General features: G+C 42.4%; 13 protein-coding genes. 5 read left to right on the top strand and 8 right to left on the bottom strand.

Features of this window, described 5'->3' with window-relative positions:
- Window positions 1-54 precede the first annotated feature (54 nt).
- Window positions 55-612 carry a YtfJ family protein gene (locus tag AC5JQI_RS17585; protein ID WP_493913103.1) on the bottom strand — a complete coding sequence of 186 codons (558 nt, stop codon included), beginning with the start codon at window positions 610-612 and terminating at the stop codon, window positions 55-57.
- A 324-nt stretch (window positions 613-936) separates the two neighbouring features.
- Between AC5JQI_RS17585 and AC5JQI_RS17580 the strand changes: the two genes are divergently transcribed.
- Window positions 937-1143 carry a DUF1107 domain-containing protein gene (locus AC5JQI_RS17580; protein WP_086111906.1) on the top strand — a complete coding sequence of 69 codons (207 nt, stop codon included), beginning with the start codon at window positions 937-939 and terminating at the stop codon, window positions 1141-1143.
- A gap of 115 nt (window positions 1144-1258) precedes the next feature.
- On the opposite strand, the gene paeA is transcribed toward AC5JQI_RS17580, so the two are convergent.
- A complete protein-coding gene (gene paeA / locus AC5JQI_RS17575; RefSeq protein ID WP_237385564.1) occupies window positions 1259-2590 on the bottom strand; it encodes a polyamine export protein PaeA in 1332 nt (443 codons plus the stop codon).
- A 115-nt stretch (window positions 2591-2705) separates the two neighbouring features.
- Window positions 2706-3353, bottom strand: coding sequence for a peptide-methionine (S)-S-oxide reductase MsrA (gene msrA / locus AC5JQI_RS17570; RefSeq protein WP_493913102.1), 648 nt, complete (start codon window positions 3351-3353; stop codon window positions 2706-2708).
- A gap of 140 nt (window positions 3354-3493) precedes the next feature.
- Here msrA and tamA point away from each other — a divergent pair, with 140 nt between their 5' ends.
- Genes tamA through AC5JQI_RS17555 form a run of 3 tightly spaced genes read left to right on the top strand, consistent with a single transcriptional unit; the run spans window position 3494 to window position 9359 of the window.
- Window positions 3494-5236, top strand: coding sequence for an autotransporter assembly complex protein TamA (tamA, locus tag AC5JQI_RS17565; RefSeq protein WP_493913101.1), 1743 nt, complete (start codon window positions 3494-3496; stop codon window positions 5234-5236).
- Window positions 5233-9009 carry an autotransporter assembly complex protein TamB gene (gene tamB / locus AC5JQI_RS17560; protein ID WP_493913100.1) on the top strand — a complete coding sequence of 1259 codons (3777 nt, stop codon included), beginning with the start codon at window positions 5233-5235 and terminating at the stop codon, window positions 9007-9009. Before tamA ends, tamB begins: the two co-directional genes overlap by 4 nt.
- 2 nt (window positions 9010-9011) lie before the next feature.
- Entirely contained in the window at window positions 9012-9359 is a 348-nt protein-coding gene (locus AC5JQI_RS17555) for a gamma-glutamylcyclotransferase family protein (RefSeq protein ID WP_237385560.1), read from the top strand.
- Window positions 9360-9466: 107 nt separating this feature from the next.
- On the opposite strand, the gene ppa is transcribed toward AC5JQI_RS17555, so the two are convergent.
- From ppa to fbp, 4 genes are all read right to left on the bottom strand, one after another.
- Window positions 9467-9997 (bottom strand): inorganic diphosphatase, encoded by a 531-nt coding sequence (ppa, locus tag AC5JQI_RS17550; protein WP_493913099.1) that lies wholly within the window; start codon window positions 9995-9997, stop codon window positions 9467-9469.
- Between the two features lie 241 nt (window positions 9998-10238).
- On the bottom strand, window positions 10239-13610 hold the full coding sequence (locus tag AC5JQI_RS17545; RefSeq protein WP_493913098.1) for an inverse autotransporter beta domain-containing protein: 3372 nt from the start codon (window positions 13608-13610) through the stop codon (window positions 10239-10241).
- A 580-nt stretch (window positions 13611-14190) separates the two neighbouring features.
- On the bottom strand, window positions 14191-17652 hold the full coding sequence (locus tag AC5JQI_RS17540) for an inverse autotransporter beta domain-containing protein (protein WP_493913097.1): 3462 nt from the start codon (window positions 17650-17652) through the stop codon (window positions 14191-14193).
- Window positions 17653-18077: 425 nt separating this feature from the next.
- Window positions 18078-19082: a class 1 fructose-bisphosphatase gene (gene fbp, locus AC5JQI_RS17535; RefSeq protein ID WP_237388224.1), complete on the bottom strand. Its 1005-nt coding sequence runs from the start codon at window positions 19080-19082 to the stop codon at window positions 18078-18080.
- Window positions 19083-19254: 172 nt separating this feature from the next.
- Between fbp and mpl the strand changes: the two genes are divergently transcribed.
- Window positions 19255-20625 (top strand): UDP-N-acetylmuramate:L-alanyl-gamma-D-glutamyl-meso-diaminopimelate ligase, encoded by a 1371-nt coding sequence (mpl, locus tag AC5JQI_RS17530; RefSeq protein ID WP_493913096.1) that lies wholly within the window; start codon window positions 19255-19257, stop codon window positions 20623-20625.
- Window positions 20626-20746: 121 nt separating this feature from the next.
- Here the strand turns inward: mpl and argR are convergent, their stop codons facing one another.
- Entirely contained in the window at window positions 20747-21217 is a 471-nt protein-coding gene (gene argR / locus AC5JQI_RS17525; protein ID WP_237388222.1) for a transcriptional regulator ArgR, read from the bottom strand.
- Between the last annotated feature and the right edge of the window lie 427 nt (window positions 21218-21644).

Below are 21644 nucleotides of genomic sequence, written 5' to 3'. Positions count from 1 at the left end.
CGCTGAACTATTATGAAAAGATTATCGTTATTTAGAATCCGGTTGGGATGAAAGTTATTTTTTCAGTTCTTCTTCAATAAGGCTGATAACGTGCGTGATCTCTTCATTACTCAACTTGCCGTCTTTGACAAATTTCACGTTACCATTTTTATCCAGCACAATAATTGCTGAACTCTTTGGTTCCAGTCCCCATGCTTTCTTGGCCAGTCCATTGCTGTCGACAATAAATTGTGACCATGGAAACTGTTTTTTGCTGTCTTCAAGGTTATTACGAACGAAGACGCTGGTGCCAAAAATAGCATCGTCGGTATTTACGATACTGGTTGTTTGATATTTATCTTTTGGTAAGCCGGCATTTTTTAATGCTTGAATCAGAGGGTCATTCATCTCTTTTGCGGAACTACGGCCAGCAATGTGCTGGATAGTTCTTACTTTTCCCGGAAGTTCAGTACTGTCCCAATTTTGGTAGCTGAACTTGCCATCGTTGAATAACAGCTCACCTTTATCGGTCACACTGACCGCAGGAACTTGTTGTTCTGGTGTGATGTTATGGGCGAAAGCAAATATTGGCATCAAACTCAATATTGCATATAACGCAATGTTTTTTATCATATTTATTCCTCATTTGGCATAGTGTGGCATGTTATCAGGGAACGTCATATTCAGCATAGCGCTTGTTGACTGGTCTGTCCTCATTAAAAGCAACAATTTGGTAACATTTAGCGTGAAATATAAGCAAATCAGGGAGTGATAATCATTAATTATATTTTATTTCAACATGTTATGTGAGATTAGTGATTGAATCTTAGGGATCGGGGAACAAATTTCCATATATGTAGTCTATACATCTGACATGATAGTGATATGTCTTCTGATTCACTGAGTAGTGAGGCAGTAGAATGATACCGTAAGAAGCATGGGAGGAAAAAAACAGAGATGAAAATCTTTCACCATTATAACCCACTGAAAATTGCTCTCTACGTAAAAACTCTATTTCGTGGGCGTTTATATATCAAGGATATGGGCGCTTTTGAATTTAACTATGGGAAAATCTTACCACCGAAGATAAAAGATAAACGTCATTTCCATGTAATGAGCGAAGTCAATCAGCAAGTATTGCGCTTACAAACCGAAATGGGATAGCTTTTCTACAATGACTTATTTACTGATAGATATGTGCCATTATCGATAGCACATTATTAGTATAATAAACGGCCTATTGGCCGTTTTTAGTTTAACTCTCTGTTGTTACGCTTCTTTACGCTTCATACGACTGCTCAATGCTGGATTGATTGATTTGACCAGTAGTATCGACTATTTTCGTTACCAGTAATTGATCGATTTTGTAATTATCGATATCCACAACTTCAAATTTATAACCACTGAATTTCACAAAATCTGTGCGTTTTGGAATTTTCCGCAGGCGGAACATCATAAAGCCAGCGATGGTTTCATAATTGCTGGAGTCGGGAAAATCGTCGATATCCAATACCCGCAGTACATCTTCAATCGGTGTACCACCTTCAACCAGCCATGAATTTTCGTCACGGACAACAATTTGTTCTTCTTGCCCCTGACCAATTAAATCACCCATTAAGGTGGTCATGACATCATTAAGTGTAATAACACCCATGACTAAGGCGTATTCGTTGAGAATAATTGCGAAATCTTCACCCGCAGCTTTGAAACTTTCCAATGTATCAGACAATGAAAGAGTATCAGGGATCATCAAGGCATTGCGTATCTGTACGCCATCTTTCAGATTGAGGCTTTGCCCACTCAGGACACGATTGAGTAGATCTTTCGAATCTACATAACCGATAACATGATCAATATCGCCATCACAAACAAGAAATTTTGAGTGTGGGTGAGTTGAAATTTTTTCTTTGATATTGTTTTCGTCTTCACTTTTGTCAAAGTACACCACGCTTTCACGGGAGGTCATGGCAGAAGGGACGGTACGGGATTCCAGTTCAAAAACGTTTTCGATTAATTCATGCTCTTGCTTGCGTAATACTCCTGCAATGGCTCCTGCCTCAACGACAGCATAAATATCGTCAGATGTAATGTCTTCATTACGTTCCATCGGGATCTTAAAGATTTTGAATATATAGTCAGCGAGGCCATTGAATAACCAGACCAGTGGCCGGCAAATTGTCAGGCAGAAACGCATGGGATTGACAATTCTGACGGCAACGGCTTCGGGTTTAATCATTCCAATGCGTTTGGGGGTTAGATCAGCAAGCAGTATAAAGACACTAGTGACAATAGCAAAAGAGCAGATAAAGCCGAGTTGATCTGCCCATTCTGGGCGCATGAATTGCACGAATAAAGTTTTCAGCGCGGGGGAAAAGGCAGATTCCCCCACAACTCCAGCAAGGATAGCTACGGCATTCAGACCAATCTGGACAACCGTAAAGAACATGCCGGGAGTTTCTTGTAGCTTAAGTACATGGGCAGCATTGAGATTTCCTTCATCTGCCATGAGTTTTAATTTAATTCTTCTTGACGCTGCCAAAGAAATTTCTGATAACGAAAAAAATGCGCTAATGGTACAAAGCAAGACTATGATTAATAAACTGTTTAACATAAAGTGTCCGTGTTTTATCTCTGAAAAAGGTAGGTGTTTTGTTTGAATAACACTGAAGAGAGATAAAAAATTATTAGTTAGCCCAATGATTATAACATTAGGCTAACTAAATCGACTAATCTTTGTGCGTTGGAGGGAAACAGATCCCAATACCACCTAATACGCAATATCCCTCTGGGTTTTTGTAGAGATACTGCTGATGATAATCTTCTGCAAAGTAGAATGGCCCTGCTTCGCGGATTTCTGTCGTGATAGCCCGTTCATCACCATTTTGCGCCATCGCTTGCTGAAACTGGTCGCGGCTAACCAGTGCCTGTTCATTTTGTTGTGGTGAAATGGTGTAAAGGGTGGAACGGTATTGTGTACCGATATCACCATGCTGACGCATGCCTTGGGCAGGATCATGATTTTCCCAGAACAGCGCCAATAATTGAGTATAAGTGATTTTTGTCGGATCAAACACGATCCTGACCACTTCGGCATGTCCGGTTAAGCCAGTACAAACTTCTTCATAGTTTGGATTTGGCGTCGTGCCGCCACTGTAACCCACAGAGGTGGTATAGATGCCTTCTTGTTGCCAGAAAAGGCGCTCAACACCCCAGAAACATCCCATTCCGACATAGGCGATCTCCATATTTTCTGGAATGTTATCTATCGAATGCTGTGTGATGACATGATAGGGTGATACAGTTAATGCGGTAGCCCTGCCAGATAAGGTATCTTGCGGGGAAACATGTTGGCTGTCATTAGTTGAGTTGGGCAAGATTCTCTCCTTGTTATTCACGAATTTTATGATTATGTGTTGCTTGTATATCTTTAAAACTTTACCAGAATTAATTTATTGCAGCATTTTTATATCGTTAGAATTTATCTTACCGATATAGATAAATATTAGGAGTTCGAGTGTCACGATATCCCCTCATATGTGCTCTTTTTGTATCTATCGCAATTCCATCGGCTTATAGTGCAAATTTACGGTTGAAAGTAGAAGGGCTTTCTGGCGAATTGGAAAAAAATGCCAGAGTACAACTTTCAAATATTAGTACCGATGAAGTTTCCCCTGATGGTCGTTTTCGTGCTCGCGTAGAAAAAGCAATACAGCAGGGGCTTCGTCCATTAGGATATTATGATCCCACTGTTGAATTTACCTATCAAGAGAATACGCCGCCAGCCCGTCCTGTTTTGACTGCAAAGGTAACACTCGGTGATCCTGTGCGTGTCGTTAAAGTGAATGTTGATTTGGAAGGCGGCGCAAAAACAGATAAAGATTATGCTGCTCTGATTAAAAAAAATATTCCGAAAGAAAAAGAAATTCTTAATCATGGCGAGTATGAAAATTTTAAGGGTGCATTGACGAATCTGGCCGTTAAAAAGGGATATTTTGACGCGGCGATGAAAAAAAGCGAATTGGGGGTATCAAAAGAGCTGCATGAGTCCATTTGGGATTTTGATTTTGACAGCGGGCAACGTTATCGTTTCGGCTCTGTGAAATTCCACGGTTCGCAAATTCTAGAATCCTATTTGGATAACCTTGTTCCCTTTAAATCAGGGGAATATTACTCTTCAGAACAATTGGCCGAATTTAATCGGCGTTTGGTAGATACCGGATGGTTTAATTCTGCGGTTGTCGTACCTGATTTCAAAGTAGGGCGTGAGAATAAGGATAAGTTGCTACCACTGAATGCTTCTTTAGTTCCTCGTTCTGCTAACTATGTTGAATTGGGTGGCGGCTATGCAACAGATATCGGTCCCCGAGTTCAGGTCAAATGGAAAAAGCCATGGCTCAATTCCCGTGGGCATAGTCTGAGTTCCAGTATTAATATCTCTTCACGAGAGCAATTCATTGATGCTTCTTACAAAATGCCGCTTAAAGTCAATCCACTCGAGGAATATTACGAGCTGCAAACGGGTTATAAGCGAAAAGATATTAACGATACTATCTTAGATACAGCAACACTGAACCTTGTTCGTAATTGGGATCTTTCTACTGGTTGGCAATATGGTGTCAATCTTCGATGGAAATTCAGCCATTTTACACAGGCTAATACGACAAACACCACAATGCTGCTTTATCCGGGGGCAAATGTCAGCCGTATTCGCCAGCGTGGTGGCACCATGCCTTATTGGGGAGATAGCCAACGTTATTCGATTGATATTTCGGATACGACGTGGCGATCCAATGTGGATTTTCTCGTATTGCAGGCTCATCATGTCTGGGTCAGAACTTATCAGGAGAACCACCGTTTTGTGGTGCGTGCGGATTTAGGCTGGATAGAAACTAATGATTTTAATCAGGTACCACCTGATCTTCGTTTCTTTGCTGGGGGCGATCGCAGCATTCGGGGTTATAAGTACCAGACTGTTTCACCAAAAGACAGTAAAGGTAAATTAGTCGGGGCATCAAAGCTAGCAGTTGGTTCGTTGGAATATCAATATAATATTTATGGAAATTGGTGGAGTGCCTTGTTTGTAGATTCGGGTGAAGCGGTGGACGATATTAAAAGGAGTAATTTTAAATCAGGTGCGGGTATTGGTGTACGTTGGGCTTCACCTGTCGGGCCGATAAAATTTGATTTAGCGACTCCAGTCAGGGATCGAAATAGTCATAATATTGAATTTTATATCGGCTTAGGAGCTGAACTATGAGGTGGGTAAAAAGGATCAGTATTGTTTTCCTGTTGATTGTTAGCTTGGTACTGATGACAATTGTGGGATTAGTTTGTACGCAAACGGGTCTGCATTTTATGATTAACAGTGCGGCACGTTGGGTTCCTGGGTTGGATATTGCCAGTGTTAGTGGAGACTGGCGCGATTTAACGCTAAAAGTCGTGAAATATCAGATGCCGGGAGTCAATGTCAGTGCTGATAATTTACATCTCTCATTACAACTTTCTTGCTTGAAGCATAGTCATGTGTGTGTCAATGCACTGACGACTGAAGGAGTTTCTGTTTCAGTGAATACGGCTGAACTTCCACCTTCAGAACCTTCTCCTCAATCAGAACCACTGACCGAATTAAAAACACCGTATCCTATCTCACTGAATTTGCTTTCTTTAAAAAATATCCACGTCAAAATAGATGATATCGTCATTGGTTTAGATGAATTTAAATCTGCTGCCCAATGGCGGGAAAAACAGTTGATATTAAAACCAACGGAAATCCGTCATTTGTTGGTTGCATTACCAAAGACGCCACCTGAGCCTGAGCAGAAAACCACTGCTCAGGCCGACCCTGATCAATCATTGGGTGAAACGTTGAAAGCGTTGTTTGCTAAGCCTCTTTTGTCTGAATTGCCTCATATCCCTATTCCCCTTGATATCACTGTAGAAGGGATTCATGGTAATCAGCTTCGTCTGACTGGTGATACTGATGTCACTATTCATGATTTTCGGTTGCAAGCTCATAATAAAGGGCAGCAAGTTGATGTAAAAACCTTGAGTGTACAAGCGCAGGAAGGTTTACTGGCAATACAGGGAACAGTAAAACTCGCCGAACAGTGGCCAGTCAAACTGGTAATGAAAGGTAATGTTGATAATTTAAATAATGTAAATCTGGATAAGCTGAAAGGGCAGGAGATTGATTTAACACTGAATGGGTCTTTGTTGCAGCAGCTTGATCTCGCATTACATCTTTCCGGGCCACTTACCGCCAGTTTAGATGCTCAGGTCGGATTAGCAAAAGCAGGTTTGCCTATTCGTCTGACTTTGCAAAGTAAACAACTTCAATGGCCATTGAAAGGCAAACCGGAATACCAGTTTAATGGTGTGAAATTACGCCTGAATGGTGAAGCCAGCCGTTATGATCTTTCTCTCCGTTCTGATATTAAGGGTAATGATATCCCTCCTGCATCGCTGATGTTGGATGCAAAAGGGAATGAAGAATTGCTCAGACTAACCCGCTTGCGTCTGGTTGCACTACAGGGTAAAGCGGATATCACAGGTGTTGTTGATTGGAGTAAAGCTATTAGCTGGAATGCCAAGTTAGTTCTGGATGGCATTAATACAGCCAAACAGTGGCCGGAATGGCCCGCCAAAATGGACGGTAAAATAGCAATACGCGGTAGCCTGTATGGTGGAAGCTGGCAGATCCGGATACCTGAAATTACCCTTGATGGTAATGTGAAACAGAATGTGGTGAAAGCGCATGGAAAGGCATCGGGTAATGCGGCTGGGCAGTGGGATATTCCGCAATTCGATTTAGTGTTTGGCCGCAATACGCTAAATGTTCAGGGGCAACTTACAAATGAAGTCTGGAAACTGGATGGAGAAATTAATGCGCCTCAGTTGAATGGGTTATTACCGGGATTGGCTGGACTGATTACTGGTAATGTCAAACTACGCGGCAATATGAAAGTTCCGCAAATCGTGGTGGATTTGAACGCTCGTGGGGTACGCTGGCAGGACGAGCTACGGGTGGATAGCGCTAAGATTAAGGGAAATATACGCTCAGCGGAACAAATTCAAGGGCAGCTATCAGTTGTTGTTCGCCAATTAAAACAAGCGAATTCAACCATCAATAATTTGGTGCTTGATGCTAAAGGCACAGAAAAGCAGCATGATTTGCAATTGAAAATTGAGGGGAATCCGGTATCAGGCCAATTGGTGCTCAATGGCAGTTTTGATCGTCAACAGGAACGCTGGAAAGGCAGTATCAACAATACTTACTTTGATACACCTGTCGGAGAGTGGCGTTTAAGCAAGGCGATATCCATCGATTATTTCAACTTACAACAGAAAGTTACACTCGGAACTCACTGCTGGCTCAACCCGAATGCCCGGCTTTGTATCGTAAAACCGATTGAAGCGGGAAGTCATGGTCATGCACAAATTGCTCTTGAACGATTTGATTTAGCTATGTTCCAGCCATTCATTGATAAAAGTACTCAACTTAAGGGCATATTCAGTGGTAACGCTGATGTCAAATGGACAGCAGACCAACGTTTGCCACAAGCAAAAATTGCATTACAGGGGAGTGGCGTGCGAATCCGTCAGGTTGTAGAAGGCATTGCATTACCGATTGATTTTGAAACGCTCACTTTGAATGCAGGGCTGGAAAATGGCAAAGCAAACCTGGCATGGTTATTCAAATTGGCTGGGAATGGTCAGGTAAATGGTAATGTTCAGGTAGCTGATTTAGAAAATAGCCGTAAATTGTCAGGTAATGTAGATCTCCAAAATCTTTCCTTGAATTTGATTAAACCTATTTTGGGGAAAGGTGAAAAAGTGGAAGGGGAAATGAATGCAAATTTTCGCCTCGGAGGTAACGCCAAAAATCCACTGTTATTTGGTTTACTGAAAGCAGATAACTTGAAAATAAGCAGCCATTGGCTGCCATTTGATATCTCTCAAGGTCAGTTGGTTGCTCGTTTTGATGGGGTTCAGTCTGATTTGAATGGGATGATTAAAACCCCCAAAGGGCAATTAAATCTTAATGGTCGTGCTGATTGGCGTAATTTGGATGCGTGGTATGCCAGAATAGCAGCTAATGGCGATAAATTACGTATCACTGTCCCGCCAATGGTAAAAATCGATGTCAGCCCTGAGTTGGTGCTGGAAGCGACCCCGAATTTACTGAAACTCGACGGTAATGTGGATATCCCGTGGGCACGCATTACGGTGCAGGAATTGCCAAAGTCAGCAATAGGTGTTTCTTCTGATGAAGTTATGCTGAATAAAAATTTGCACCCTATAGAGAAGAAAAAATCATCTATTCAGATCCAAAGTAACTTAAATATTCATATTGGTGATGATGTCCATTTGAGAGCTTTCGGTTTGACGGCGCAGCTAAAAGGAGTTTTGAAAGTTCTTCAGGATCAACAAGGATTAGGGCTGAATGGTCAAATTGACATTCCAGAAGGACGTTTTAATGCTTACGGGCAAGATTTGCAGGTACGCAGAGGAACAATTATATTCTCCGGCCCGCCAGATCAGCCACTGTTGAACATTGAAGCTATCCGTAATCCAGAATCAACAGCGAATGGTGTTATCGCGGGTGTCAGAGTGACAGGATTGGCGGATAAACCCAAAGTAGAAGTTTTCTCTGATCCCGCTAAATCACAGCAGGAAGCATTGTCTTATCTTCTGCGTGGGCAAGGTTTAGAAAAGGGGGACGCTGACAACTCTCAGATGGCAGCTATGCTGATAGGCTTAGGAGTGGCCCAGAGTGGTCAGCTGGTGGGTAAAATCGGGGAAACTTTTGGTGTCTCTGATTTGGCTTTAGATACTCAAGGTGTTGGTGATAAATCTCAGGTTGTTGTTAGTGGTCGAATAACCAAAGACTTACAAGTGAAGTATGGTGTAGGTATTTTTGATTCTTTGGCAACACTGACTTTGCGTTACCGAGTTATGCCAAGATTGTATCTGGAGGCAGTATCTGGTATTGATCAAGCTTTAGATTTGCTCTATGAGTTTGAGTTTTAAAAATGCGAGTTATTGTTTATGGCAGCCTGAGGCGCAAACAAGCTAATCATCACTGGATGACAGATGCTCAACTGTTAGGAGAACACAGTTTAGAAGGTTATGAAATTTATGACCTTGGGCATTATCCGGCGGTGATCCGTGGCGAAGGGATAATTGAATGTGAAGTATATCGCATTACGCCATCTATTCTGACTGAGCTGGATGATTTGAAAAAAAATGCTCAGGAATATCGAAGGGAACTCATTGAAACACCTTATGGTAAGGCATGGATTTATCTATATAAATTGTCTGTCGAAGGTCTGTGTCGGATAACAAGTGGCGATTGGCTTAAACGCCACGGAGAAGAATAAAATCAGCGATTTGTTGTTTGCCAATAAAATCAAGTATCAAACAAAAACCTCTGCTCTTATAAAGGACAGAGGTTTTTTGATTTAAAACCCGCTGTTATCCATCAGGATTATTTTTTTGCAGCGCGTTCGAAAGAGGACATAATTTCAGCTTTAGCTGCTGCGGCATTGTCCCAACCGTCAACTTTAACCCACTTGCCTTTTTCCAAGTCTTTATAATGCTCGAAGAAGTGAGTAATTTGAGCGCGCAGCAGTTCTGGCAGATCGTTCACATCTTTGATGTGATCGTACTCTTTGCTCAGCTTGGTATGAGGAACAGCAACCAATTTTGCGTCTTCGCCAGATTCATCGGTCATTTTCAGAACGCCAACTGGACGGCAGCGAATAACTGAACCTGGTTGCAATGGATATGGTGTTGGAACCAATACATCAACAGGGTCACCGTCAAGGGACAGGGTGTTGTTGATATAGCCGTAGTTACATGGGTAGAACATTGCTGTGGACATGAAACGGTCTACAAACAGGGCGCCGGATTCTTTGTCTACTTCGTACTTGATCGGATCAGCGTTAGCTGGGATCTCAATGATGACATAGATATCTTCAGGCAGTTCTTTACCTGCTGGTACGTTGTTCAGGCTCATAAAAGGTTTCCTTCAATTTCAAACCAAAATGGAGTGCGGGGTATTATAGCCAAAACAGGTTTAAAGTCCTTGGATTTTTGACCGACTTGTCGGTACTTCCGGTTAGTTCAAGATGTAAGTCACCATTGAAAGTCGCGATACCTTTTAATAAATATCCCCGCCGCAAGCGACGGGGAATTCAACCCTGAGAGATTAAAAACAATAAGGAGAAAAATACCATAAAAAAACACAGACCCAATAATTATTGAGACTGTGCGTCTCTTTCTTCATCCTTACCAAAATAGGAAGATCCTCTTGATTTAGAAAGTTTACATATTAATCTTCCCTGAGTGGCTCGTTTCTTTTCTTCATCTATATCCAAGGTGTATAATTCCCTTCTGCTATAGTCAAATGCCTTATAACTATTAGAGGCTGAGTCCCAGAGCTTAAGGAGCGTATGGTCACTGCTAAGTGTATCGGGGAAAATAACAAAGTCTGGGAAATGTTCTTTGTCATACTCACGATCGAATGAATTTTCGGTAAGAAGAGCGTCAGTCGCGCCAATGTCTGATGTCGACACACTCATCACCGTAATATTTGAATGACCATAAATGTACTCAGACCTAAGAGTGAAGCAAAATGGACTGCCGATAATGTCGGATTCACCAGTAAGTGTTGGGGTAAATATATACTGTTGGGGGTTGAAAGTATAAACGTAGGCTGACTTTTCGCCTGTTTCTTCATTTGTTACCCGAGCTGTAACGGTTGTCGTTCCTTTTTCTCGTATGTTGAAGGTTTCAACAGGAAATGTGATCTGACCTTCGTCATTTACTTTCACTATATTTTCATTAGAAGACTTAAATTCGACTTTATGCGAGTTATCCTTACCCGAAATTGCCTTGTTGTCATCCGGTGTTAGCAGGGTCACTATTAGGTTCTTATGGACGTTGTAAGGTTTCTCCTGTTGCTGGATGTCCTTCGTAGAGGAGGTGCCTTTTGTATTCATTCGTATATGTGCTAATTGTGGTTCAGGTTCAATCTCCACAGAAACGGATTTCTCCTTGTCTGCATTTAAAGTTGCCGTGACAATCACGTTCTTAACCCCTTTTGTACTTGTCAAAAAGGCAGTCAAATAACCTTGTTCATCTGTGGTTTGATCCTCAGGAACGCGGAGCTTAACATCGTTAGGAAATTTATTATCTTTTATACCCCATGTTACTCTTGAAATACTTTGGTTTGGCATGGCACTACCATTGTTAGTATTATCAATTAGTTGCACCTTAAAGGGATACTCTGTTTTTCCATCACCTATCATTGTCCCGATCGGTGGAATAACATTTCCGTCGAGTGAAGCGTCCAGATTGCTGGGGGCGATAAATGTGAAAGGATCAGATTCGACCTGATCTCCTCCATTAACAGACAATCCGACTTTAGCGTTTTCTATCGCTCGGGTGCTGGTTAAAGTAGCTTTTATCTTGCCATTCTGGTCTGTTGTGAAAGTTCCTTCTACTGGATCAATCTTGAACCCCGCCAGTTTTTCAGGCATTGTGAACCACTGTACGCTCACTTTTTTCCCTTGCCTAAGATCATTATCATTTTCGTCGGTTAATTGCGCATATACGGTGATCTTGTAACTTGCCGTTGCTACGTAAGGTTGTTGGGGCGGATCAAACGTAATATCTTTGATCTTAATTGGTTGATTGGAATCATCCTCAAAACTGACTTTTGTAAACTCATGACTCGGGCCATCCTTAATAGAAAGTGTTACGGTGATCTCCTGGGCTTTGGTACTGTGCAAGCTCGCAATCAATTGCCCCTGCTCGTTGGTGGTGTCGTTGGTGATATTTTTTAGTGTCACACCATCGTTGGGAGTTGTAGTCCAAGAGGCTTGAATCTTTTCTTTCCGCAGTGGATTCCCTTTTTGGTCCAATATCGTAGCCTTAAAGGTATAAATATCTTCTGTGTGACGGATTGAGAGTGGGCCTGTAGGTTCAACTAACTGCGTGGTGATCTGGTATTTGGAATGTACACTCGTAAAAGTGGGTCGTTTGTCGCCTGTTATTTCCATTTTGGGCATACCATCCATTTCCAGATAAACTTTGGTATTATTTGAGAGCGGCTCTGTACTGACTAACGTTGCGGTTAATTGACCTTGGTCATTGGTTGTTCCTGATTTATCCCAGCTTAATTCTGCCTTGGGGTTTTCTGGTTCAATGCTCCATTTTACGTCCGGTATAGCCCTGGCGCTGATAGCATCGTTATTCTTATTGCCATGGGTGATGGTTGCAGCCAGATGATAAGGAGACTTGCCATCAGCAAGCACGGGGTCTGTTCCATCTGATGTAATGCTATGGGCTTTAATGACAAAAGGTTCAACGTCAATATTCATTTGAGCGGTCTTGGATTTACCACCTTCTTCTTCAGCGGTAGCAGACAAGGTATATCTGTTTATTCCGTTGTTAACATATTTTGGCAATACCAATTCAGCTTGTGCATCTTGGTTACCACGGTCTAAGATAATTCCTTTGTTTTCATAGAATCTTTTATTGGCTTGCCAATTAACCTTCTTCAGTGGTTTGCTGGAGATAATTTTGGCGCTAGTTATAACGGTTTGGCTACTATACCCGCTTAAGGTATCTGGCAGAGTAATGGCTAACTCCGGCTTTTTCTTGTAGTCCAGTACGATGTTGTTATTTCTTTCCACCAGATCATAACGGCTGCCGGCCAGTGTGCGCATGGATGCCACGCTGTCAGGGGCCATCTGGACGCTGAAAGGGGTGCCGAAACGGTAGTTCAGGTTAGCCTGAAAGAGGGTTTCGCTGTGTCCGCTTCCCCCGAACTTATAATCGACGCCCATGGTCACCAGCGGAATGGGAGTATAATTCAGCCCTAGTCTGGCCAGGCTGGGATTTTTCTGAGTGGAATCCCGATTGAACAGGGCGACGTTATCACCGAAGTACTGCTCATAACTTAATTTACCGCCCAGATTCGGATAGGCGGGCAAGAAAAACTCACTGTTGAGATCAAAGCCGTTGGCCGGGCGTTCTTCGTAGTCCTTGTCGTGGAGTGCATCATGCCATTTGCTTAAGCGCCAATAGGTATTGGCCGACAGCTTGACGTAATCCGTCCAGGCTTCTCCGCCCAGCCCCAACCGTTTATTATTCCTGGTGATATCATGGTCAAAGAATGTGTTCAGGCCATACATCCAGCCGGGGGTAAAATAACGGCCGCCAAACCCGAGGTTAGCCGTGTGACGGCTGTCTTTATTGCGATAACCCAATTGGGAGAAAAACAGCCAGTCTGCTTTATTGTCGTAGAGGGGGAGCAGCAGGTCTAAGGCCCCGTTATCGAGTTTTCCCTTTCTGTCGAAAGCAAAATTAATTCTGGCGGTGCCGAACTGGGCCAGCCATTTTTGGGTTTCTGTGGCTATTGTATTATTGACTTTCCCCAGAGCGTAGGATTTAGCCTGTTCAGCCAACTGGGTAGGGGAGGATGAGAGCAGGCTGCTGACCCGCATCACATTTTGGGCAATGACCCCGGCATTATCATCGTGCACATTCTTGGTGCTATTTTCATTCCCCGTTTGCTGTGACCATGTTCTTTCTGTTTTATTTCCGTCAATTTTTTCACTCACCGAAAAAGCACTCATCGGCGTAAAAGGTAAAAAGAGAACATATGTGAGAACAGATAGCCGGAGAATTTTATGATTAAAATACGAGTCCATATATGAATACCTCATACAATATGGGCTGTTGCCAGCGCTTCAGAGTGATACCTTTGATGTTTAAAGTTACTGGATATAGAAAAATGTCCATGAATATAAAGAGAATTATATTCCCTACACCTACATACATTAGGAAAGTTTTTATTGTTCTGCGTAATGAATAATTGTTATCAGCTGATAACCCAGAGTGTTCGGTTGATTAAAATTGATGATGGTTATTTTCAGCAGAAAATAGTATTTATGATAATGCAGTGGATCCTGACAAAATATAGGGGTTCTCTATTTAATGTTCTCGTAAAAATTAAAAGAGGCGATATTTAGCCTCTTTTAATTTAGGTTTGATAATAGTTTTCTTACCGTTTCACAGCCCCTTAATATCCTTTATTTCTCTAAATAGTCTATTCATAATAGTGATACACTCAATTTATGAAGATTCTTACTCCTCGCTACGCGAGGAGTAAGGAAGTGATCTACAATTTTGACTTGCTATTTAGCCCCAATTATATTCTCCATCCCTGTAACATAACAACACGCCTTCATCATCATCGTTGGAAGAAACAACTTGTCTTTTGTCAATATCATAAAAAGCAAAACCGTCTGCAGTTTTGATTTTAATTTTACGTGTTGTGTCTTTCCTAAGAGAGGCAATTCCAAGGTTCTTGAAGTCACTGTTAAAATCGTAATTATATGAGGTATTCGGAACTGCGGATCCAGATTCTGTAATATCTGTCCCTAAGACCAGCGTTTTGACCTTGAAAGAGAAAGTGTCGTCGGCAGGAAGGTCTTCGCATGTCATATCGTCCTTAAGTTTAACGTACCTCAGAGCCTTATCAGGGGTTTCTGGAGGATAGACATATCTTTGAGGGTTGAGTGTATAAGAATATAGTTCTTTTCTACCTGTTTCCTTATCTGTGTAAGTTTTTGAGAATGTTATAGGCCCTGGCATAAAACGCCTAGTGTTGAAGCGCATATTATCGAACGCATCCCTATATATTACACGTTCTTTATTGCTAGGACTAACTGTTGTTAGCCAATCGTCCTGACTGCTTGTTGGATACTTACCACCCTGCGAATACCCCAGATATTCGTTTTTACCGTCTATCGTTTGCATCAACTCAAGATAAGCATCTTCATGCACATAGCGAATTCCTTCTGGTTGTGAACTTGGAATAACTTTTTGTACTCCACTGTTATAATCAGCTTTTAAGAAAAGCCCTACTGATTTTTTTGCTTCAGGTAGGAATTGCACAACAGGTTCTGATTGTTTCTCAGTATCTCCTAAGGATACAGATACTGTAACGTTATCATATCCCTCTTTACTTTTCAGTTTAGCGGTCAAATAACCTTCATTATCGGTAGTTGAATTATCAGGCATATGGAGTGTAAAGTCGCCCAGCGCTTTTTCTGGCTTATTCACTTTCCATTTTATGTCGGAAATGCTTTGGTTTTTCAATGCATTGCCGGATTCTTTTTGAATAACTTTTACTTGATAGATGAACTCATCTTTTTCATTTCCCCGTATCGGATCGGATGATAAAGGCTCAACTTTTCCTTCTAATACAGCCCCTAAATCCTGTGAATTAGGTGCAACAAAATTGAATTCTTCAGATTCAAACAAAGGCCCATCATCAACTGATAAGATGATTTGCGCACCTTTGATACTTCGCGTACTGGAAATAAGTGCATGAGCTTTACCTCCCGTGTCTGGGGTATTATCAGTTTCTTTGATAGTAAATTCTGCCAATTTAGGTTCCAATGACCATTTCAACTTCAATGGCTTGTTATTATTGAGAGCTTTTCCTCCCTGAGTTAGGTGGACAGTCACTTTATATTCTTTATCTGATATGGCGGTTAAATGATTTTTTTCATCCGTACCATCAATGGTAAATGTGGCATCAATGTCACTTTTGACAAACTCGACCTCATTAAATGATGCTTTAGCTCCCTTCTCAAGGGAAAGTGTAACCCTGATCTTCTGAGGGATGTTACTGCGCAGGGTTGCCGTAAGCACGCCTTCGGAATTTGTCTTGTAATTATCAATCGACTTTATTTCCACCTCTTTATTGCTATTATCTTGCAGGGAAATCGCCTGCCATTTGGCGTTGATTTTCTGATCCTGCAAAGGGTTCCCGTTTTTATCTAATATTTTGGCCGTAAAGATATACACATTATTAACGTCATTAGTGGTAAGCGTGCCATCTGGTTTAACCTGAGTATCAGTAATCTGATATTCATCGTACATATTGACAAAATTGAGGAGGGAGTCGGTATCGTTTATCAACTCTTTCGGCATACCGGCGATAGACAGATAGACTTTTGTCTTTGGATCAAGTGGTGTTGTACTCCCCAGAGTGGCAGTTAATTGACCTTGCTCATTGAGCGGTTGGCTGTCATTCCAAAGTAATCTGGCATCATTATTTGGTGGATCAATGGTCCATTTTACATCTGGGATCATCGTATCCTTCTTGAGAGGTTTATTATTTTTATCGCCGTAAGTGACTGTTGCCAACAGATCATAAGCCGGGCCACCATCCGCTACAGCAGCGCCTTTTCCACGAGCCTTGATGCTTTTCTCTTTGATGACAAAAGGTTCAACAATCACTTTCATGTGCGCGGTTTTCGGTTTACCGTGCTCTCCTGCTACAGTGACAGCCAGATCATAGTTGTTGAGTCCGGCGGATCCGTCTTTGGCATACTGGTAGACGGGCAGTAAGATTGAGGTTTCCTTCACGGTTTCATCAGCAATGGCCCCGCCATTGGCCTTGAACTGTTGGCTGAATGACCAGCGAATATTTTTCACGGGCTTTGAGGAAGTGATCATCGCGGTGAGCGGAACGTTCTGAGCACCGTACCCGCTTAGGGTATTTGGCAGGTTCACGGTCAGGTCTGATTTTTGCCGATAATCCAGTACGATATTGTTATTTCTTTCCACCAGATCATAACGGCTGCCGGCCAGTGTGCGCATGGATGCCACGCTGTCAGGGGCCATCTGGACGCTGAAAGGGGTGCCGAAACGGTAGTTCAGGTTAGCCTGAAAAAGGGTTTCGCTGTGTCCGCTTCCCCCGAACTTATAATCGACGCCCATGGTCACCAGCGGAATGGGAGTATAATTCAGCCCCAGTCTGGCCAGGCTGGGATTTTTCTGAGTGGAATCCCGATTGAACAGGGCGACGTTATCACCGAAGTACTGCTCATAACTTAATTTACCGCCCAGATTCGGATAGGCGGGCAAGAAAAACTCACTGTTGAGATCAAAGCCGTTGGCCGGGCGTTCTTCGTAGTCCTTGTCGTGGAGTGCATCATGCCATTTGCTTAAGCGCCAATAGGTATTGGCCGACAGCTTGACGTAATCCGTCCAGGCTTCTCCGCCCAGCCCCAACCGTTTATTATTCCCGGTGACATCATGGTCAAAGAATGTGTTCAGGCCATACATCCAGCCGGGGGTAAAATAACGGCCGCCAAACCCGAGGTTGACCGTGTGACGGCTGTCTTTATTGCGATAGCCCAATTGGGAGAAAAACAGCCAGTCTGCTTTATTGTCGTAGAGGGGCAGCAGCAGGTCTAAGGCCCCGTTATCGAGTTTTCCCTTTCTGTCGAAAGCAAAATTAATTCTGGCGGTGCCGAACTGGGCCAGCCATTTTTGGGTTTCTGTGGCTATTGTATTATTAACTTTCCCCAGAGCGTAGGATTTAGCCTGTTCAGCCAACTGGGTAGGGGAGGATGAGAGCAGGTTGCTGACCCGCATCACATTTTGGGCAATGACCCCGGCGTTATCATCGTGCACATTCTTGGTGCTATTTTCATTCCCCGCTTGTTGTAACCATGTTCTTTCTGTTTTATTTCCGTCAATTTCTTCACTCACCGAAAAAGCATTCATCGGCGTAAAAGGTAAAAAGAGAACATATGTGAGAACAGATAGCCGGAAAACTTTATGATTAAAATACGAGTCCATATATGAATACCTCATACAATATGGGCTGTTGCCAGCGCTTCAGAGTGATACCTTTGATGTTTAAAGTTACTGGATATAGGGAAATATCCATGAATATAAAGAGAATCATATTCCCCATACCTACATACATTAGGAAAGTTTTTATTGTTATGCGTAATGAATAATTGTTATCAGCTGATAACCCAGAGTGTTCGGTTGATTAAAATTGATGATGGTTATTTTCAGCAGAAAATAGTATTTACGATATTACGGTGAAGCCCGTAAAAGTACTAAGTATGCTCTCTACTTAGAATGAGATGTTGACTATGAGGTGTTGTGGCATAAATGCAGAAAATAACGAGGAAGTTAAAATGGGCATTAATATTCAAGGGAAAATTAAAGAGGCAAAATATCGCCTCTTTTAATTTGTCGCTTAATAAAATCGCTTATTCGTCTGGAAACTCAGCCATGAAACTTTCTGCTTTTTCCACCATTGATCTTGTACCTACAAAGAAAGGGACACGCTGGTGCAGTTCGCTGGGTACGATATCCAGAATGCGGTTTGTGCCATCACTGGCTTTTCCACCTGCCTGTTCAGCCAAGAATGCAATTGGGTTGCATTCGTATAGTAGACGTAGTTTACCTGTTGGATGGCTTGCTGTGCTTGGATATATATAGATACCCCCTTTCAGCAAATTGCGATGGAAATCAGCAACCAGAGAACCGATGTAGCGGGTAGTGTAAGGGCGTTGAGTCTCTTCATCCTGTTCCTGACAATATTTGATGTACTTTTTCACACCCAACGGGAATTTGATGTAGTTCCCTTCGTTGATAGAGTACATATTGCCTTTTTCTGGGAATTGGACTTTTTCATGAGTCAGGCAGAAAACGCCAAGAGAAGGATCGTAAGTGAAAGTGTGAACACCGCAGCCTGTGGTGTACACCAGCATAGTGGATGAACCATAAACCACATAACCGGCTGCAACCTGACGCTCCCCCGGTTGCAGAAAATCTTCTTCGGTTACAGGTTGCCCGATTGGGGTAATTCGGCGGTAAATAGAGAAAATAGTCCCAACGGAAACGTTTACATCAATATTCGAAGAACCATCCAGTGGATCCATCAAAACAACATATTTTGCATTTTCTGCACGATCGCCATCGAAAATAACGATCTCATCTTCTTCCTCGGAAGCAATACCAGCAACTTCACCGCGTGCTTTCAGCGCTGCTTTGAGTTTTTCATTGGCGTACAGGTCCAGTTTCATCTGAACTTCACCTTGGACATTGGATACGCCACTTGTACCTAAAATATCAACCAAGCCAGCTTTGTTGATGTCTCGATGAATAATTTTGGCCCCTAATTTGATGGCAGACAGCAGTGCGGTTAGTTCACCCGTAGCATGAGGAAAATCTTGCTGTTTTTCGACGATGAATTCGCCTAATGTTTTCATGACAAAGGCCTTGAATTTGATTGTGGTTTTAGGAAGCGTGCTTCACTTTCGTGTTGCACTCATGCGCGGGCAGTTTAGCTAAAGAATCAAATGATTCATAGGTTATTGCATTTCTAATATCTGATTTGATGGTTAGAATAGTGATACAGTTCATGATATCGGATAGAAATAAATGCGTATTCATATTCTTGGCATTTGCGGTACTTTCATGGGAGGGTTAGCGATCCTCGCTCGTTCACTGGGTCATGAAGTTACTGGCGCTGATGCCAATGTGTATCCACCAATGAGTACCCTGCTGGAGAAACAAGGCATCGAGTTGATTCAAGGGTACGATCCTGTACAACTCGATCCTGCACCAGATATGGTAGTTATCGGCAATGCCATGACCCGCGGCAATCCCTGTGTGGAAGCAGTGTTGGAGCGTGGAATTCCTTACACCTCTGGCCCACAGTGGCTGCATGATCACGTATTGCCGGAGCGTTGGGTATTAGCAGTGGCCGGCACTCACGGGAAAACAACAACGGCGGGTATGCTTACATGGATTCTGGAAGCCTGTGATTATAAACCGGGATTCTTGATTGGTGGTGTTCCGGGAAATTTTACTGTTTCAGCACAAATCGGTGAAAGCCCGTTTTTTGTGATTGAAGCGGATGAATATGACAGTGCTTTTTTTGATAAGCGTTCTAAATTTGTTCATTACAGCCCACGTACACTGATCATGAACAACCTTGAGTTTGATCACGCAGATATTTTCGAAAATCTGGCCGCCATTCAAAAACAATTCCATCACCTTGTCAGAGTTGTGCCAAGCTCAGGTAAAGTCATTGTTCCCGATAATGACATGAATTTAAAAAATGTCCTTTCTATGGGGTGCTGGAGTGAGCTGGAACATCTCGGAGAAACCGGAAGCTGGCAGGCGAAAAAAGTCAGTCAGGATAGTAGCAACTACCAAGTATTCCATCATGGTGAACTGGTAGGTGAAGTGGGCTGGTCATTAGTCGGTGAACACAATATGCATAATGGTTTGAGTGCAATTGCCGCAGCTCATCATATCGGGGTTCAACCTGCGGATGCCTGTCAGGCATTGGATCGCTTTATCAATGCCCGTCGTCGTCTTGAATTGCGTGGTAAAGTCAATGGTATCTCGGTTTATGACGATTTTGCTCATCACCCAACAGCTATTTTAGCGACTCTGGAAGCGTTGCGAAGTAAAGTTGGTGGAATGACGCGTATTCTGGCCGTGCTGGAGCCGCGTTCTAATACCATGAAAATGGGAATGAGCAAAAATGACATTGCACCTTCAATGGGGCGTGCTGATGAAGTTTTCCTCTATCAGCCAGCCAATATGCCGTGGCAGGTTATTGAAATTGCGGAACAGTGTATTCAGCCCGCTCGCTGGAGTGCGGATATTGATACTTTGGTTCGGATGATTGTCGAAACGGCACAACCGGAGGATCATATCCTTATTATGAGCAACGGCGGATTTGATGGTATCCACGAGAAATTACTGGCTGAGTTGGCTAAGAAAGCCGATACAGTTTAATTGAAAGATCTTCGGAGTAAGGGGGGCGCACTGATTGGGCGATCCTCTCTTCATCTAAATATATTCAGTGTGTGCCTGCCGCATACATTAATTAGCTTTCTTGGTATACGGCAGATATAGATTAAAGTTCCTGCTCAAATAGATTGAGGATCGCCTCATAGAGCTGCTTTGTCGTAAGGTTTTGGGCTGGCGTGGTAAAAATAGTGTCATCACCTGCAATGCTGCCAAGAATTCCTTCAGCTTTACCCAATGAATCCAACAGGCGTGCAATTAGTTGTGCTGCACCCGGGCTTGTGCGTATGACCACAACACTGTGATTATAATCGACATCTAATACCAGATTCTTTAGCGGACTGGTGGCTGTGGGTACGCCCAATTCTGCTGGCAGACAGTAGACCATTTCCATTTTTGCATTACGGGTTCGCACAGCACCAAATTTTGTCAGCATCCGGGAAACTTTAGATTGGTTGATATTTTCGAACCCCTCTTCCTGAAGCGCTGAAACAATTTCACCTTGAGAGCTGAATTTTTCTTCTTTCAATAATGCTTTGAAAGCTTTTACCAAATCGTCCTGTTTCGAAGGAACACGCATATTTCACCATCGTTAAATCCGTTATAAGGTGACATTATGCAAAAGAGTGAATTTTTATTCAAGAAATAGAAGGGAAAACCAAGATACAGAGCATAATTGTATATTCTTTCCCATATTACCTTATTTATAATCAGGGTATTGAACATTTTATTTTTGCTTATTTTCATAGAGTAGGCATAGTAAATATATTGTTAATTAAATGGTGTTGTTTGATGCGGAAGGAGAGTGTAAGGTGATCGGCCTATTAATTAATAGGATAATTAGAATAATTATCAAAAAAGTGCCCGTTATCTCATTAACAGATAAGCCTTTTGTCTAGAATAAAACAACTATTATGTTCCATCCGCAGGTCATTGGGTGGATAATTTAGCTGTTAACAGATTGTTTTAATACGTAGCGATGAGTGGAGGAGAGTCTTCCTTATCAT

Source organism: Xenorhabdus sp. XBWT, from assembly GCF_059072735.1.
Note: the sequence above shows the minus strand (reverse complement) of the source record. Positions and strands in the feature narration are given on the sequence as shown.